This is a genomic window from Serratia fonticola (assembly GCF_001006005.1).
GTDB lineage: Bacteria > Pseudomonadota > Gammaproteobacteria > Enterobacterales > Enterobacteriaceae > Chania > Chania fonticola.
Genome location: NZ_CP011254.1, coordinates 4,406,952 through 4,424,723, shown reverse-complemented (window position 1 = coordinate 4,424,723; position 17,772 = coordinate 4,406,952). Strand labels below are relative to the sequence as shown.

Genomic DNA, 17,772 nt, shown 5'->3' with positions numbered 1-17,772 from the left:
TACGGCAGTGAACGCAATGGACTGAATACTGTCTGGGGATTCAACTTTCTAAGCTGCCTGTACGGCAGTGAACCTTTTCCGGCGTTGAATAGCATCCTGCCTAGTTTTCTAAGCTGCCTGTACGGCAGTGAACTCACTTTTGACCCCCGCCACCGACGCAGCACTTTTCTAAGCTGCCTGTACGGCAGTGAACTGTTATATCTTATCGCTAATCCACTGTTAATTAAACAACAACCCTGATAGTTATCAGAAAACCCTTTTTTCACCGTTCCTTTTCTGGTTTTTAAAATCAATGAGTTATAAATGGCTCAAAAATTAGGGTAAGCAGGATACAACCCACTCCAGAGGTAGATACCCCTTCGTGAAATGATTACGAGTCTATCTGTCCACTAAAATCGCTGATTAGTCGTATTTCTACCCTACCCGATGCTGCCGCATTGGAGGTTTCAAACCTTCCTGTATAGCTGCGCTCCTCAACATGCAACACTCGTCTTATGCGACAGATCCTTAGTCTGCGCTATTTTTGAAGTGGCTAAAGCCCACAAATCAGTCCCCCAATATTGACTTAGCTAGCCAAATACTCCCTTATATTGCAGCTTTATCGTCTCCTACAGGGAGACCAAGACTATCCAGTAGCCAACTTGCTACGTTGGTGAGTTCGTTGTGTTTAAAGGAATAAATATCAATGCCTTTGATTGAAATAGCAGCAAGTACTACCTACGCCGCCTCGGTGTGGATGGCTGCTCGTAATAATGTGCACACTTGGTGGATCGGTATTGTGGGTTGCGTACTCTACGGATGGGTGTTTTTCTCTGTCCAGCTCTACGCCGATGTCACGCTTCAGCTATTTTTCATTGCCAGCAGTATCGTAGGTTGGGTGAACTGGCTTACCGGCAACCAAGGTAAAGCAATCCAAATCCGTAAAACCCCCGGGAAATTACTTGGCGTTTTTGCCCTGGCAGCCTTGTTGGTATCCTCTTGTTATGCCTACGTACTCCACACTTTTACCAACGCCTGGTCTCCTTGGCTCGACTCACTGATCATGACATTCAGTATCATGGCGCAGTTTATGCTGATGGGGAGAAGGATCGAAAGCTGGTATGTCTGGTTGCTGGTAAATACTATTGCGGTCCCGCTTTACGCTTCCCGGGGACTATATATCACGGCGATCCTCTATCTTATCTTCTGGTGTAATGCCTGGTACGGCCTTTATCAATGGCGTCGGGAGATCAAAGCTCGATGAAACGCTTTGCTACTGGGCTAATTGTGGGCAAATTTGCACCATTACATCATGGCCATGAAATACTGATTAACACCGCACTTGAAGCCTGTGAGACGTTAGTCATTATCAGTTATTCCTTACCTGAACTCCCCGGTTTCGGCCCTGCTAGGCGACTGGCATATCTGCAGACCCGTTTTCCTCAAGCACACATTCTGGTGATAGAACCCGAGGATGCTTTAACTTGGGGCATTGGCCCTATGCCACATAATGAAGGTGATGACGATTCACACCGACATTTTGTCGCCTCATTGTGCCTGCAACACCTAAACATAATTCCTGAAGCCGTATTCACTGCCGAAGATTATGGCCCTGGATTCGCTCAGGTGCTCAGCACTCGTTTTCAACGGCAGGTTTCACATGTACGTCTAATGCGCGAGCTGGGGCCTGAAGCCATATCGGGAACACTGATTCGATCGGACATTCATCAACATCGACACCTGATGGCTCCTGAAGTGTACGCCCATTTTGTCCACCGCATCTGCATACTGGGAGGGGAATCTACAGGCAAGAGTACCTTGAGTGTGGCATTAGCTGCGGCACTGGACACGGTGTCGCTCCGCGAGTATGGCCGCGAACGATGGGAACAAAGAAAGGGACATCTGATTTTCGAAGACATGCTGCATATTGCACAAACCCAGACCTTATGGGAGATGACTGCATGCCCAAATCAATATTTAGTTTGTGATACTTCTCCGCTGACAACGTTATTTTACTCGCTGGCCATGTTTGGTAGAGCAGACCCTTTGCTGGAGGAGTTAGCCTGTCGACATTATGATACCGTTATACTTTGTGCTGACGATTTCGTCTTTCATCAGGACGGCACACGCCAGGATGAGTCATTCCGTGAACGACAACAGCAATGGTATATCGAAGAATTGACCAGACGTGATATTCCCTTCCTATACGTTACCGGAGGCGTAGAACAACGAGTAGAACAAATACTTGACCACATTTCTCCCTCACAGGCTTTGAACATTTAAACACAGAATGTGCGATTGGATATATGTTGGCACAATAATGCGGCTATATGGCCGTAGTCGGTAAGCTGCCAGGCAGCAACAATTTACGTGTGGCGAAACCACTCACCGAATATGTGGTGGTTTCTAAGCTGCCTGTACGGTAGTGAACCATATGTTCCTCTTTCTCAGTGGGTTGTGATTTTTCTAAGCTGCCTGTACGGCAGTGAACGCTACGGGAACCTGCGAACATCAGACGTTGCTTTTCTAAGCTGCCTATACGGTAGTGAACCAAGCAGTGCGCAAATGTCATCCGCCACCTCTTTTCTAAGCTGCCTATACGGCAGTGAACGCGTAACAGAAGATGATCTGATGGCCGCCTTGTTTCTAAGCTGCCTATACGGCAGTGAACCAAGAATACGTAACCGCACTGCTGGCAGCGCTTTTCTAAGCTGCCTATACGGCAGTGAACGGCCAGGTTCGCTCATACCCAGACCTGATTCATTTCTAAGCTGCCTATACGGCAGTGAACGTGGTCGTGGGAAAGACTGTGATGATGACCAATTTCTAAGCTGCCTATACGGCAGTGAACGGGGAAGCCTTGATGCTACGGCAACACTTTATTTTCTAAGCTGCCTATACGGCAGTGAACAGGCCTATTGCGAGAAGAACAAGAAGAACGCTTTTCTAAGCTGCCTATACGGCAGTGAACTGAATTCGACAAAAAACGCGCTGTAAAATTCCTTTTCTAAGCTGCCTATACGGCAGTGAACATATTATCCTCGTTAGTTGAGTATGCTTTAAGTTTCTAAGCTGCCTATACGGCAGTGAACTGTTACATGCCAGCGGTAACTAACTGTTAATACAATAGAATACAACCACCTTACCCAAAAACCCTTTTCTAAACATGACTGACTCCAACTTTTAAAATCAATAGGTTAGAATCAGCCATTAAATTAGGGTTAAAACCACGGGATGGTTGCCGTTGCGCTTAGACCATAAGCACTAAATACCCCCTCTGTTGCGTTATCGCAAATCTTGCCCTGTTCGATAAACAACAAAAAGGTTTGCTCGCTGGATAGACTTTTTAAACGAATAAATGGCAACGCTGAGCGTTTCTCAACGGCGTCAGGAATACGCAGGCGAGCCTCTTCTTCAGTTACCCATCCTTTGCGAACAGAACGACGACGTAATCTCTCGGCGCTGCTTTTGATCTGCACTCGTCGCACTGTACGGTATTTTACATTGGCGGGTACTGGCAGAATTTCGCCACATTCCGTGTAATCCCGTAATCCTTTACGCCAAGGTAAAGCCTCAAAGGCCGTGAGCACCGCTAGAGGGCCATGTAGCCGTAATCTATCGCCCAGTGTTTTACCGCCAGAGGGGAAACTGACGCCTATTTTTCCCTGGCCTTCGTTGCCCAATGCCCTATGCAGTTTGGCAAAGAGTGCTTCCAGTAATTCCGTCGTTGAGAACTCCGGATCCGGCAGCACGCGAATCTCGAGGTAATGATCCATACGTCGCCCCTTTATTCGCCTTTCTCGCCAAATACGCCGCCACGGATCAGAATGGCCATGACATAGTGTTGTTGCTCCACTTCTGGCACCTTCCCTTTAGTCACCCAGTTATCCAGCAGCGTATAAAAATCCATTTTTTGTTTCGGCTGACGATAGGCTTGCCCCCTGCTGGTCACTGAGCCATAGGGTTCCACCGCAATTGGCCCTAATGCCAACTCACCCGCGTCGGGGTACCAACTATCGACGGTACGCAACGCATTGCCGATTTTCTGCGAGTGCATGGCAGCAATATCATCCACCTGGTACAGCACCTTACTTTTCTTACTGTTGCTATCCAACACCAGTTCCTGCGATGGGAAAATCTCTTGTCCTTTGCCCAACCGCACACAGGCTTCCACACTAAAGAAAGCAAAGCTTTCCCCTGCTAGGCCCTGCTCAATTTCCTTTGCCAACTCAGCTAAATCGCCGTTCGGTTGACTAAACTTACGCAGGCTGTAATCGCCGGCGTTAAATTGCCAGGTTTTCTCTCTCCCCTTTACGGTAATAGCAATCTCATCAGCACCAACGCGGTTGCGCCATAGGAAGCGACCATTTGCCAGATTCTCAGCATAACGCCCGGCCAGTTCTTTAAACCCATGCTCTTTGATATAACCTTGGATCACCTTCGCCAATTCGGTTTGGTAATCTTGATCGTTACATACCGAAGGCTGCGATAAATTACCCAACACACGCAAGGTAAAGCTGACTTTCAAGGTATCAGTGTCGAACGGCAATGCTGCAACATCCACACGCTGCAAGTTGGGCTTTTGGATTTCGGCATCCAGTTTAGCCGGATCGCTGGCAATCGCATTTTTCAAACGATTGGAAATCGTGCCCCGCACCGCTTTCTCTTGGATCGCAATCGGCGTCCATTCAGGTTGTTGCCAGTTACCCGCAAACATGATGGCATCGGAGTTTGCCAATTTACGTTCGAAAGCCAAGACAGATGCAGTCTTTACAGTAGCCATATGAATAATCCTTTAAGTTAATCTTCTTCGTTAAATTGATAGTCTTCCGTGATGACCGGCACCGCACTACGGCAGAGGTAGTCATCGCCTTGATGATGGTATTGCCATAACAACTGATTCAGATCGGTAATGCGGTGCAAGCTGCGCCACTCGCCAATGCCATAGACAGGTTCTGCAAAACGAAAAGGCGTTGTTGGATCACGTGATTTCTCGACTTCACCCGGTGCATAGAGTTGAGAGATCGCACGATATCCAGTCTGTAGCGGCACCAGATAACCAGCAGCAGGTTTTGGCTGATAGCACCATTGAGGATTTTTTTCGTCCTGCGCCTGATATTTCAGCGCCGCAAAATCTAGCCATGCGTCAATTAGCTCCGCCTGTGGGTTACTCTCGCGTAACGTTTGATAATGATTTGCCAGTAATTCGGAACGATAGAGCAAGGCAAATCCGGGTAACAAACGGCGCATCAGCCGACGCAGATCCTCTGGTTTGTCAGGAGTACCCATCACCTTAATTGCGCCAATGTCAGTGATCACGCCACCGGCCAAGCGCTGGGTTGGACAGACCTCGGCAAGGTGCGCTTCCAACGCTTTAGCGCCTTGATCGCCGTTAACGATGGTGCCGTGGCACTCCATCAATAACGAAACTGTGATATGCATCCGCCCTTCTTCGTTGAACGCTGCCGTTTTCGCCTCTTTCGTCAATGGGTTGCGCGTCAAGGCAAAAGCATAATCACGCCCGGAGGAATACGCATGAAGCTGTTGCTGATGGCAAATCACACCACAGTTTGCCAAGGTTAAACCGTGGCTCTGCTGCAATTTGCGGGATAATGCGTGGCTGTAGCCGAGAAAGTGAGTGATAGCTGGAAAACCATAGGTCAGCCCGGCGATGGCATTGGCGTTCTCCACTCGAACGTGACGTAATACGATCAAAGTGCTCATGCGAAGTCCTCCTTAAACTCTTGTTCAAACTCACGCAGGCGACGTTTAAACAAAGACGTGGTTGACCATTCACGGCGTTCAACCTCGCTAAACTTCATCTCTTCGGTTTTTAACTGGTGATTGAGCCAAACGCCGAAGTCGATAGCGATTTCCTTTTTCCAATCCCCGCCTTCACGCTCAAACTGGAAATCTTTATCCTGTTTAATCCGCCATGGATCGAGCCACAACTGCTGAGCACGCGAGAGCTGGCACCCTTCTTCCATGCTCCAGCATTGCCAATCTTCCCTGTTTTGGATACCGGCCACGTAGCTAAACAAAGTATCGACAATCTCATCCACGAAGGCAGCACGCTGCTGGCGGATCTCTACATTTCGATCCTGCGGATTAAGGCTGCGCAGGTATTGCTTCAACTGCCACACAGCGTCTCTCGCCATAGCCGAGAATGCTTTACGCTCTTGGAAAATAGAGTTCTGGTTCAACGGCGGCTTATTCTGGCTTTGCCATATCGGCGCAGCACAAGGCAGTAACCAAGCTCGGCCACCGCGTACGCTGTTAAGGTAGGAAATATTTTGCGGCTTGGTCCCCCCCATATTTACCACTGCCGTTTTGGGATAAATCACACGGGGTTCAGGGTGCCAATCACCAGCTTTGAAGGCTTGATATATCTCTTTGGAGGCATCGCTAAAACGCGCTTCACTAATGCGACTGTGCATTGCATGAGCCAGCGATGAAGAGAACAACGGGCTCAGTAAATGGTATTCGCCCGGCGCTATCGGGAAATAGATCTGCTTGGCCAAAGTGTGAGAAGAGAGATGTTTATCGTTTAATACCTGCCTGAACCCTGTGACCCACTGTTCCAGCTGTTGAGGATCTTCTGCCAATTCCGCCAGCGGCACAGTGTTGTCGCGAGCCAAGCAAGCAATCAGCGACTCACCTTCATATTCCAACTGTAGCAATTTTGCCACGTCCAATGCCGCCGCGTTGCCGACCGCATCAACAGCAGGCTGAGATAATGATGAGGTAGAAAGAGTGTTCGTTGTCTGCTCCTGCGACCCCGAACTGTAAATACTGCTGCCCTTGGCATCGCTGTGAGTAAATTTCAGCGCATGCGTCACCAAACTGATTTGCCCGGCACGGCCAGCAGCATCGGTCAGCCAATTGCGTGGCGCATAGTTTTTCTCTAGCTCCTGCCGCTGCTCTAATGCCGTTTGTTTAGCAACTGCGATCTCTTCAGGATCAGCCAACCCAGCCAGTTTTTTTGCCGTCTCTTTCTCCAGCGCCTCCAACTTGGGCTGTTTGCGATTGGCGATATATTCAACAATTAAAGCGGTTAATCCGTTCTGACTCATATGCCTCCTTACCTCAATGTTATTAGATTATTTATTCGAGTGCGCCAAACACCCCTAACAACGGGTGGAAATGCCATTGATCTGACTTATTTTTTCGTAGATTGATCTCACCGAATTTCTGACTCACCTCGGGTAGCTCCATCCCCAGCTCATCAGCCAGCCCTTGGTAAATTGTGGGGTAGTCCTCCGTGATCCATGCGCCAATCCCTTCGGCGAAAACCACTTCAATCTCGCGAAATTTATCGCTGGGCTTCCACTGGCCAGGGACACTATCTGGGAATTTAAAGCGCGGCCTATCCACTTCATCTTCCATCCACAGATAATGCGGTTCTTCCTCAGTAGATTGCCGAAACGGGCTCACTCGTTGCTGTTCTGCGCACCAGGTGGCCTGTTTGCGCCACCAGATCGCAGCGTAATATTTGCCCTCAAGATCCTGTCGCCCCTGCAACACGCTGCGTAAACAGGCATGCTCCAGGTCAACCAAATTGTCGTGAGCTCTCAGTTTCAAAGATTCCTGTACTCGGGGAATTGCGCTAATCGTTTCATATTGCGCGGGCTGCAAAATCTCCGCCAGATCGTGGCTGTTGAGCTGTAACCGGTATTTCTCAGACTCAAACCCTGGCCGATAATAAGCCGGTTTATTACCCTGCAATGCCCTCACGTTTTTTTGCAAAATATGCAGATTTGGCGACGTACAAGGCTTCTGCCTATGGCGTTGAATTCGCCCTGCCAATTGGATCAACGAACGCATTGAACTCGGTTCGGCAATAGCCCAATCGTAATCATGATCTCTCCCTACTTCGGCAACGGATGTCGCCAGCACCACAAACAGGTGATGCTGTTCTGGATAATTCGCCAATGCATTTTTGATTTCTGAGATTTGCCACAGCGCCGTTTCACAATAACGCGTCAGGGTTTCGTCCAACCGCCGCTCGATATGTGAACGCATCGCCAATGGATGTTGGCTGTGATAAACACAATAATGAATTCGAGTATTCTCTGGCGCTGGCATGCGTAATAATCGCTGAGCTACCGCCACCAACGGATTAATGTTTGCCATGCGGATCACCCCCAACGACACGGTTTTACCCTCGGGGTGTTCTTGATGATGAAGCGCATGCAACTGCCGCATGGCGACCGATAGTGTTTCCGCCACGCTATCCAGTACCGTACTTTTCCGCTGGTTTGCCGGTTGCACCGCAATCAACTGTGCACGGCGCAATACCGCGATGTTTTGCAGTTTTGCCACCCTTTGAGCGACAAACGCTTCATGCGCAGCTTTAAAATCTTTCGCACCTTGAATATCGTGCTGTTCGGCATCGTTCTCATCAAACCAGGCACAACAGATATTTAATGGCGTATCTGGCTGGCCACACACTTGCTGATAATCCGCCCGGCCCGCTTTATAAGCATTAAACAACGCCTGAACCAGCGCAGGGGGCAAAGTGGCGGAAGAAAGCAGTACGCGGGAACCTAACATTCCAGCCCAGTTGACCAGGCGGCATAACGCAGGAAGATCGGCAATATCAAAATCGTCCGGTTCATCCAACACCAGATCGGCAGTCATAAGGCGCAACATCGGTGCGATTTGCTTACCACCGCGTACACCTTCGGTCGCACTAATCAGATGGTCGATCGTGGTCACTAATACCGGCGCACTCAATAGCTTGTGCAAGTTGCCACTACCTTGCAACCAACGACTTAAGCGACCATCGTCCAGGCTGCCACCGTAACTGACATAGTGATGTTCGGCGAACAACTCCTCTGCCGAGGCACTGCCTGTACCACGCAGTTCAGCTTTATCATTATTGAGTTGATGCAGTTCCCGCACCGCAGCAGAACCCACTAATACGGCTAGATCGTCATCATCCAGCATTAATCTGGTTTTAAGCGCATCGCCGGTTTGTAAGGTTAAAGTGCGAAGCCCCAAAGCAACGGAAAAGCGGCAGCCTGACTTTTCATCGGCCAAACCATACATAATTCGCGCATTAGCAAACGTTTTGCCGCAGCCTGTAGAAGCCATGTTAACGCCAAAGAAACCTTGTTTAACCGAGCGTTCACGCGCGGCACACGCAAGTTCATAAGCTTTATCCTGCCAACGGAACTGCTCTGTCTTACTTCGCTGTTTGAAACCTTTATGACGTGTGATTGCCGGTAATGTGGTGCGGATATGCGGCAAACTACGCCCCAATAACAACGCGTTCTGCCCCACACCAATATTGTGCTCATCCAGTTGTTGCTTCAATCCACCGGTTTGGCGATCGGTGTTGGCATACGCTTGATAATCGGTATCTTGCCAACCTGCCGTCGGCGCTAAGGAGGAATAATGATGATCTGCCAACATCAACACCAAGCGTGCCATATGACTGGTGAAACGTTGCTCCAACACGCCAAATTGCATCAATGAGGATAATTGCAACGCGCGTTCGGCAAACTTGCGCGCTTTTTCCCGCCAGATAGCACTGCGCATTGGTGTGCCCTGCGGGAAATCCCATACGGCCTGGTGTTCCTCAGTTGTCCAACCTTCAATTAGACTATTCGTGGAATTCCACTCAGCAACCAATTGTGTTGTTAACCAGCTGTCCATATCCTTAAACTCTGGCGGACTCCCACTTTCCTGATCCCTTTTTGGGTAAGCAGGCAAACGGTGATGGGAGACAATCAACCAGGCAATGGTTGTTGCCAGCGGTGGTAAAGAGAGAAATGGATTAATAAAAACGTCGACGGAGTCTTTTACCAGCGTGGTTATCATCTGGCTTTCATCGCTCTCGTCGATCGCCGCCAACGCGGTTATCCATTGTTTATCGCTACGTTCTCCTACCCAAGCACAAAACAGCCGCAATGAAACCCATTCATGCCGATAAGGTTGAAAATGTTTCCCTTTGCCACGTAATCCATTCTGAAATAGGAAATTAGCCTTACCGAAATCATGAAAAAGCCCGGCGATCCCCGCCATCAACGAAATCGCTTCTACGCTATGCCAGCTATTCTCATCCTGGCTACGCAGCACATCGCGCTCGGTTATATTAGTCGGCACTGAGCCCTCGGAGTTAAAACGCCGGAGATTGCCCACAATCCATAACAGTTCGGTCTGATTGCCACCTTTTATCCAGTGGCAAGCCACCGCAGTATTACGCCTGGCGGTTTTACGCAGCAGTTTTCTCAGCGTATTCAGCCCGTCCAGGGTTATCGCCGTCTGCCAGGTTCTATCACCTTTGCGTTCGGCGAACTGATCTAAAATGCGGCGCGTTTCTACCAATGCCTTTTTATTGCACTGGGCAATCAGCAAAATATTCACTTGCCCACCTGAGATAGACGTTCCGCCGTTTCTTTCAGCGTATCAATCATCACATCCAGCGCATCCGCTTGTTGAAATCCGCGCAGGCAGCGCTGGCGAAATTCCTGCTCATCCTCCCCAGCCATTGCGGCAATAAAGGCCTGCGGCAGAATCAAAGCATCCTTAATCAGATCGGCGATATCAAATACCAGGCCACCACGTCGGGTTTTGCCATGCAGTATCGACAATCCATGTGGCAAACCAATGACCCAAGCCGCTGTAGCAGCAAGCCCATACGCCAGATAATTGCCATGGTCCAAAAACCGGTTAGCGGTATCGACCCCACCACCGCGCTTAGCTCTGCTGAACTCGCCGTAATTCACACCATTGGCCGCCAGTTTATAGAGCGCCTTGGTCATAACGGCCTCTTGCACCAGGACATCGTTGCTATTTTGGCAGGAAGATAAACGTTGCATAAAGCTGTCTAACACTGGATTAAGCCGTGCCGCGTCAATATCGAATCCTTGCTCGCGCTGCATACGTGAAGAAAGCCAGTGAGTGCGGATCTGAGCGATACGCTGTTGCTGAAAAGCAATAGCCGCCGCCAGGCGCTTATCATCATCAAACCAGAAGCTGACCCAGTGCTGTAAATATTCCGTGGGGCGATATTCACTTTGCGAGGTTAACCACGAGACATCCACCTCCACTTCATTAGCGGCAAATAAAGGTGTACCTCCGCCGCCACAGAATCCAACCAGCACCCCGGCTTTAGCAAACTCACGCATTGCCGCTTGAGTAACAGAAGTTCCCGTCCCCAACATTACAGCTGTGGTATTAGCGATCGGGATGTTCCAATACAAGGATTGCTTACCTTCATCCGTAACGTACTCCACCCTGCCGCCGTTGACCAAGATCCGGCAATGCTGCAGGTAGTAGAGATTGGCACGCTTTGAATGCAGAATGGTTTTTAAATCAGAGGGCGAAAATTGATTTTGCACGGAATGAAAACTTCCCTGTTTTTATGCCATAAATCATCCCGAACGTGATTACCTATGACAGATGCCAACGCGATATTGTTGTTTTAGCATAAATCACTCATTAGATAGAGTGATTGGTGTTAGATTTTCATTTAATTTTTATTAATTATGAATCATAAAGATAGATACATGGCATGAATCATTCACATCAATTACCTTAACAATAAAAACAAGCTTGGGGTGGAAAGTTGACGGTGCGCCAACCTTCCAAGCTGCCTGTGCGGCAGTGAACCGTGTCTTTGTGCCGACTTTCAGCGTTGGCATTTTCTAAGCTGCCTGTACGGCAGTGAACCGTCTGCATGACATGTTCAAATTCTTCCGTATTTCCTAAGCTGCCTGTACGGCAGTGAACCTGGTCTACCGTGGCCACAATTGCGGGGTTAATTTCTAAGCTGCCTGTACGGCAGTGAACGCACGGCATCAAGTTTTCGCAGTGCGGCGCCATTTCTAAGCTGCCTGTACGGCAGTGAACGATGTCACGGTCAACGTTAATTCCCCCGGCGGTTTCTAAGCTGCCTGTACGGCAGTGAACATGCAGAGCAGTGCGTGATCCGTTATGCCAACTTTCTAAGCTGCCTGTACGGCAGTGAACGGCCGCGTCCTGCTGGTTGATAGGGTTGCCGATTTCTAAGCTGCCTGTACGGCAGTGAACCTGTGTGGCGTTATTGTGGGGGTGCGCTACCTTTTCTAAGCTGCCTGTACGGCAGTGAACGATGGGCATTGCATCATGCTCGCATCAATACATTTCTAAGCTGCCTGTACGGCAGTGAACGCGGCTGCCACCAAAAAACTGTGTGGCCAACTTTTCTAAGCTGCCTGTACGGCAGTGAACTGACAAGCTTTCTCCGCTGGCCGAGTCCACAATTTCTAAGCTGCCTGTACGGCAGTGAACTTGGTCTTGTCGCTGATTTCCTGCAGTATTCTTTTCTAAGCTGCCTGTACGGCAGTGAACATTCAGGATAAAGCGGGTGCTGGTCACTCTCATTTCTAAGCTGCCTGTACGGCAGTGAACGGGGTAGACACCTTGGCGGGGATGATTCTCCTTTTCTAAGCTGCCTGTACGGCAGTGAACGACCTTAACCAAGCTGCACAATTACCCGTCGTTTTCTAAGCTGCCTGTACGGCAGTGAACTTGCCAGTAACCACCCCTGCTTGTCCGGATGCTTTCTAAGCTGCCTGTACGGCAGTGAACGAGTGATGTTCATTCAGCGGCCAAAGGAATGTTTTCTAAGCTGCCTGTACGGCAGTGAACAGCGAGCGCGGCCGTGGATGATCTTGCCCTTTGTTTCTAAGCTGCCTGTACGGCAGTGAACGTGCTGAACTGGTGCCGGAAACCGTGTCCACTTTTCTAAGCTGCCTGTACGGCAGTGAACCATATGTGGCTATGTGGGCTACATGGTTTTCATTTCTAAGCTGCCTGTACGGCAGTGAACCATAGGCACGGAAGGTATACCAGGTTCTGGTATTTCTAAGCTGCCTGTACGGCAGTGAACTGGTCTTGCGGCTTTCCAGCGTTAACTTCAGTTTTCTAAGCTGCCTGTACGGCAGTGAACGGCCGCGTCCTGCTGGTTGATAGGGTTGCCGATTTCTAAGCTGCCTGTACGGCAGTGAACAGACTCTCCCGGCCCTTCTGCCACCACTCCCATTTCTAAGCTGCCTGTACGGCAGTGAACAGCACTGGTCTGGTGAAGGTCTGCCGCCAGTGTTTCTAAGCTGCCTGTACGGCAGTGAACCTGTGAAGAAGTGCAAAGTTACGCATGTAGATTTTCTAAGCTGCCTGTACGGCAGTGAACGCACGAAAACGCAGAAATTTCAAGCAGGAAGATTTCTAAGCTGCCTGTACGGCAGTGAACGCCACGATGCGAAGCAAGACGGAAACGGCGCATTTCTAAGCTGCCTGTACGGCAGTGAACAGATCGCTCAGGCATTCAGGCAAGCCAGTGAATTTCTAAGCTGCCTGTACGGCAGTGAACGTTAGTGCGCACATTGCCATTATTCACCACCATTTCTAAGCTGCCTGTACGGCAGTGAACTCCCTCTGGCTCGATAGCAAGTTCTGGGTACTTTTCTAAGCTGCCTGTACGGCAGTGAACGAAGCGCTTTACCGGAGACCAGAGCGCCATCGTTTCTAAGCTGCCTGTACGGCAGTGAACCACTGCATCTGTCATCGCCTCAACGCTCGCCGTTTCTAAGCTGCCTGTACGGCAGTGAACCAGATGTACGTTTCCGCTTCTGATAGCTCTTTTTTCTAAGCTGCCTGTACGGCAGTGAACCGCGCTGAGTGCTGGCGTTATCAAACGAGAAGTTTCTAAGCTGCCTGTACGGCAGTGAACTCACCTAGCGGGAAGAATCCAGCGGTGATCTTTTTCTAAGCTGCCTGTACGGCAGTGAACGCAGCAGCACCTACCCCTACCAAGGCGGTGCCTTTCTAAGCTGCCTGTACGGCAGTGAACATGAACCTGATGGCGCAGGCTATGAGCATCAATTTCTAAGCTGCCTGTACGGCAGTGAACGATCACGCTGCAGGTTAGCGAGCCGCTGAACTTTTCTAAGCTGCCTGTACGGCAGTGAACGAATCGTTCCAATCAAGGCAACGCGTGAACAATTTCTAAGCTGCCTGTACGGCAGTGAACAGTTTACGCATATCACCTAGGCAATGGCGTAATTTCTAAGCTGCCTGTACGGCAGTGAACGCCTTTACGGCGAGTAATCAACAATCCATAGATTTCTAAGCTGCCTGTACGGCAGTGAACTGTTACATCCTAGCGCTAATTCTCTGTTACTTAAACAATAACCTTAAGATCCTCCGGAAAACCCTTTTTTTCACCCACCCCTAACATTAATTTAAAATCAATGAGTTATGAATAGCTTCAAAAATAGGGTCTGGAGGGACACTACGAGTGTCAGGGATAGGTACAGGTGGCGGGATGATTACAGAGCTACCAAGGGATGAATGCAGCTCGTTTTTCATACCACCGTGCGGAAGAGTTTCAGTGAGGGAAAAGGAGATGGGAGCCATAGCTCCCGTCAGATTGATAGCTAAGTGTGCTGTCTCTATTGGCAAACTGAATCGAAGACCTGGATCGCTGAAACGGGACTGTTTTTTGCCTGCGGCATCAGCATATATCCCACAGTACATTGCATGTCATTACCGACACCCCATTTCACAATCAGTTCTCCTTTGTCTTCCGCTACGCGAGCATACATTTGCCCACCTTGCCCCACAGAACCCACACTGTTGCCTTGGCTATCAAAGATATCGGCGCCGAACGGTACCGGTTCACCCTGATAGGTCGCATTCACCAGAATTGCCGTCCCCTGTTTGGTGTTGTATTTCAATTTCACCACCGCCCCGGAATACGGCGCAACTTTCTGGCTGGTGTTATCCAACTCAACGTCTGCCGCGGTGCCTTTCGGATCAATACTGATTTCATTCATCTGGTAGGGATTCAGGTAAGGCACCATTGCATAGCCGCGGGAGTTAACGTTCACCCCAGGATACGACGACACGCTGGCCCCTTCTGCTCCCTTAGCCTCTACCAGGGCAAAGGTGTCTGAGGTGTAGGGAGTAAAGGTGATCCCTCCTGCGTGGGCGATCACCGTCCCTGTCATACCGGCAGAGCCGCTCTGGTAGCCTTTCCCGGTGCTGTAGGTTCCACTCAGTGCACTGACCCGGCTGCGATAGTTACCATTCACCGATCCGCTGGTGCCCATCCCCTGGTTGGCGTTCATCGCGGTTATGCCATAACTGAGCTGGTTCTCCACACCGGAGGTACCGGATACCGTGGCCTGCTGGCCATAACGCTCACTGCTGTCATGAGACAGGTCCATTCTCAACTGTGGCGTGTGGAGTTCGTCATCCCGGCCCAGCGGCAAACTGAAGCTTAGCAGGTAGTTGGTTTGCATCTGCCCGATGCTCGAGTGACTGCGGTTGGCACTGATGCCGTAGGACAGGCTCTTATAACGGTTGTTATACCCCACCTGATACTGTATATCGCTGCCATCCTGATTCCAGTAGTCCTGAACTGAGCCACTGACATACAGTTGCCCCCAATTATCCGGCAAGCCTTGCCCTGCGGTCAGCGTCAGGCGGTTTTTGACTCGTGCTATGGAGTCCAGAAAATCCCCCTGTTCCGCCGCATCACGGGTTTGCGCGGCGGTCAAAAAATCCAGGTAATTTTGGGAAGAAGAGCGATGGAATACCGCCGAAAGGTTGCTGTTAGTTTCGCTGATAAGCTTGCTGTAGCTCAGTTGATAACTCTGCCCGCTTAGGGTGCCGCCTGGCTGGCTGCGCCCGTTCGCATCGGTGCTATCACCCAGTTTCGTGCCGGCCTGAGTGACGTCAAAGGCCAGTGCCCCGATCGGGATCCCCAATGCCGCCCCTACCTGCACCGCATAGTAGTCCTGGCTGATTTGCAGCCCCCCATAGCCGGTAATGGCATTGGTCAGGCCATATTGATAGGTACTCTGGAATAAAGTCGGTTCATCACGCAGGTTTTCGCTACGCAATTGACCCGCAGTGACGGAATAGCGCGATGACCCCGGGCGCAACAGTTGTGCCACCGAAGCATAAGGCACACTGAAGGTCTGTTCGGTGCCGTCGGACTCACGCACGGTAACCACAAGATCGCCACCGTAGCCGGTCGGGTAAAGGTCATTAATCAGGAACTCCCCCGGCGTCACCGTGGTTTCATACAATACCTGGCCCCCCTGGGTCACGGTCACCCGGGCATTGGTGCGGGCGATCCCCCGGATCTCCGGTGCATAGCCACGCAGAGATTCCGGTAACATCCGCTCGTCGCTGGCCAGTTGAGCACCGGTAAATGGCAAGGTATCAAACAATTGCCCGGTAGTATTCGATTCCCCCAGCAACATACGCCCTTTCAGTAGCGGGATGTCGCGCTGTAGATAGGTATTGATACTGCTGTACTGGCTGGGCCCGTCACTCATCTGGTTATAAGAGCCGTTGTGGCGCAAATACCAAGCCCCCACGTTCACCCCGGCATTCACCCCGGCAAACAGCGAATTAAAGGTGTTGCCGTGCGATTCGCTGGTGTAGCCATTCACGTTGTAGCCAAACAGGAACGCCGGGATACCGCTGTCCCATAATTCCGGGCTCACGGTGCCCCGGGCAATATTGAGCATGTAAATCTGAGGGATAATGATGTCCAGGCGTTGTTCATTACTGTCGAAATTCACCTGGGCTTCGGGAAGCTTATTTTGCAGATCCATGCATAGGGCGCCGCTAGACTGCGGTTTCAAAAAATCGGCGGGCAGTTTTTCGTAGTTGAACGCAATATTTTTAATAATGTCGCTGGTCAGGCAGGGATAGACCGACTTATCGGCCCGAGACTTGAATTCAATATCGGTATTACTGATCAGTTCATCGTTAACATACAGCGCGGTTTTGTAAATTCCGGGCAACCCGGAGGCGCCTTCGGCGAAACGGCTAAGATCGACCGATTGTACATCATCAACGTTCAAAAAAGACGAGTCGAACTCCAGGCTCTTGGCACTGGTTTGCGGTGCATTCTCAGTTGCCGCGTCGACGCTTCCCGCCACAAAAATCGATAGCGCCGCTACCGCGAAAGAAGCAAGAGACTCCCGGATAGCATAGCGCATAATTTTTGACATCCCGCCCCCTCAAGAGCTTGATACCAGGTGAGTCACTAATCAAAATAGTGATGAATATTTTTACTTAATCACAGCATCGAAGGGGTTGACCGCACCATAGTCATTAACAACACTTCCACTGATTTTACTGCCACCGTTCCCAGCCAGATTCAACACCATGCTTGAGCGCGGTGCCACCATGGCGTTGTCGAGTTTTTTGCCGTTGACTGACAAGTTCACAAAATTCACATAAAACGGCGTGGGGTTGGTTGCCTGGACTTTGCCGCCTTGCGTGTTCCAGGTGACCGCTTTAAAAGCATCGTTTGCATTGCCTGGCAGGCCCGCCGGACGATAGAACAGCTTGATCCGGGTACGAAAAGCCATTTGCAGACGGTTTTCGCTGGTTTTAGCTTCGCTTTTGGCCGGAACTTCCAGCACATTCAGCCAGAACACCGATTCCTTATCCATTGGCAAGCTTCCGCCAGCATAGCTGATACGTAGTGTCTGGCCTTTACCCTGCTCCACCCGGTTCATCGGCGGAGTCAGTACAAAGGGAACTTTGATAGCCGAAGGTTTGGCATTGGGATCGCCATTATCTATCCAGCTCTGCAGCAGTACCGGTGAGGGACCGACATTATTGATTTTGACGCTGACTTCTTTAGCGTCCGACGGATATATCACACGTGTGCCGCTGAGTACTACGCCGGCCAGGCAGCTACTACTGAATAGGGCAATCGCAGCCAAAGCGCCAACCTGGCACGCAGTATTTAAAGGGAAAAGTTTCATCAAAAAC

Annotated in this window: 10 protein-coding genes and 3 CRISPR repeat arrays (1 of these 13 cut by a window edge); of the genes, 2 read left to right on the top strand and 8 right to left on the bottom strand. The window is 50.3% G+C overall.

The genetic code is table 11. The features are described from left to right. Positions 1 to 193: direct repeats of the CRISPR family, unit length 28 nt; unit sequence TTTCTAAGCTGCCTGTACGGCAGTGAAC (it extends 376 nt beyond the left edge of the window). Positions 194 to 685: 492 nt separating this feature from the next. Together pnuC and WN53_RS19570 are read left to right on the top strand one after the other, a co-directional pair. After that, the gene (gene pnuC, locus WN53_RS19575) at positions 686 to 1,243 is read left to right on the top strand and encodes a nicotinamide riboside transporter PnuC (RefSeq protein WP_046808185.1); all 558 of its coding nucleotides are present in this window, start codon (positions 686 to 688) and stop codon (positions 1,241 to 1,243) included. Next, positions 1,240 to 2,262 carry an AAA family ATPase gene (locus tag WN53_RS19570; RefSeq protein ID WP_024487069.1) on the top strand — a complete coding sequence of 341 codons (1,023 nt, stop codon included), beginning with the start codon at positions 1,240 to 1,242 and terminating at the stop codon, positions 2,260 to 2,262. The genes pnuC and WN53_RS19570 overlap by 4 nt, the downstream gene beginning before the upstream one ends. Before the next feature lie 120 nt (positions 2,263 to 2,382). Then, positions 2,383 to 3,071: a CRISPR direct-repeat array (repeat unit 28 nt; unit sequence TTTCTAAGCTGCCTATACGGCAGTGAAC). Between the two features lie 129 nt (positions 3,072 to 3,200). Here WN53_RS19570 and cas6f read toward each other — a convergent pair. The 8 genes from cas6f to WN53_RS19530 form a co-directional block, all read right to left on the bottom strand. After that, on the bottom strand, positions 3,201 to 3,755 hold the full coding sequence (cas6f, locus tag WN53_RS19565) for a type I-F CRISPR-associated endoribonuclease Cas6/Csy4 (protein ID WP_046808184.1): 555 nt from the start codon (positions 3,753 to 3,755) through the stop codon (positions 3,201 to 3,203). 11 nt (positions 3,756 to 3,766) lie between these two features. Next, positions 3,767 to 4,768 (bottom strand): type I-F CRISPR-associated protein Csy3, encoded by a 1,002-nt coding sequence (csy3, locus tag WN53_RS19560; RefSeq protein WP_099049930.1) that lies wholly within the window; start codon positions 4,766 to 4,768, stop codon positions 3,767 to 3,769. Positions 4,769 to 4,779: 11 nt separating this feature from the next. Further along, positions 4,780 to 5,703, bottom strand: a complete 924-nt coding sequence (csy2, locus tag WN53_RS19555; RefSeq protein ID WP_024487013.1) for a type I-F CRISPR-associated protein Csy2 — start codon at positions 5,701 to 5,703, stop codon at positions 4,780 to 4,782. After that, entirely contained in the window at positions 5,700 to 7,052 is a 1,353-nt protein-coding gene (csy1, locus tag WN53_RS19550) for a type I-F CRISPR-associated protein Csy1 (protein ID WP_024487012.1), read from the bottom strand. Before csy1 ends, csy2 begins: the two co-directional genes overlap by 4 nt. A gap of 31 nt (positions 7,053 to 7,083) precedes the next feature. After that, complete coding sequence (gene cas3f, locus WN53_RS19545; RefSeq protein WP_046808182.1) at positions 7,084 to 10,350, bottom strand: type I-F CRISPR-associated helicase Cas3f; 3,267 nt, start codon at positions 10,348 to 10,350, stop codon at positions 7,084 to 7,086. Then, complete coding sequence (gene cas1f / locus WN53_RS19540; protein ID WP_024486826.1) at positions 10,347 to 11,327, bottom strand: type I-F CRISPR-associated endonuclease Cas1f; 981 nt, start codon at positions 11,325 to 11,327, stop codon at positions 10,347 to 10,349. Before cas1f ends, cas3f begins: the two co-directional genes overlap by 4 nt. Before the next feature lie 243 nt (positions 11,328 to 11,570). Next, a CRISPR array of direct repeats spans positions 11,571 to 14,119; the repeat unit is 28 nt; unit sequence TTTCTAAGCTGCCTGTACGGCAGTGAAC. Positions 14,120 to 14,420: 301 nt separating this feature from the next. Next, a complete protein-coding gene (locus WN53_RS19535) occupies positions 14,421 to 17,000 on the bottom strand; it encodes a fimbria/pilus outer membrane usher protein (RefSeq protein ID WP_080660747.1) in 2,580 nt (859 codons plus the stop codon). A gap of 60 nt (positions 17,001 to 17,060) precedes the next feature. Then, positions 17,061 to 17,765 carry a fimbria/pilus periplasmic chaperone gene (locus tag WN53_RS19530; RefSeq protein WP_024485970.1) on the bottom strand — a complete coding sequence of 235 codons (705 nt, stop codon included), beginning with the start codon at positions 17,763 to 17,765 and terminating at the stop codon, positions 17,061 to 17,063. Between the last annotated feature and the right edge of the window lie 7 nt (positions 17,766 to 17,772).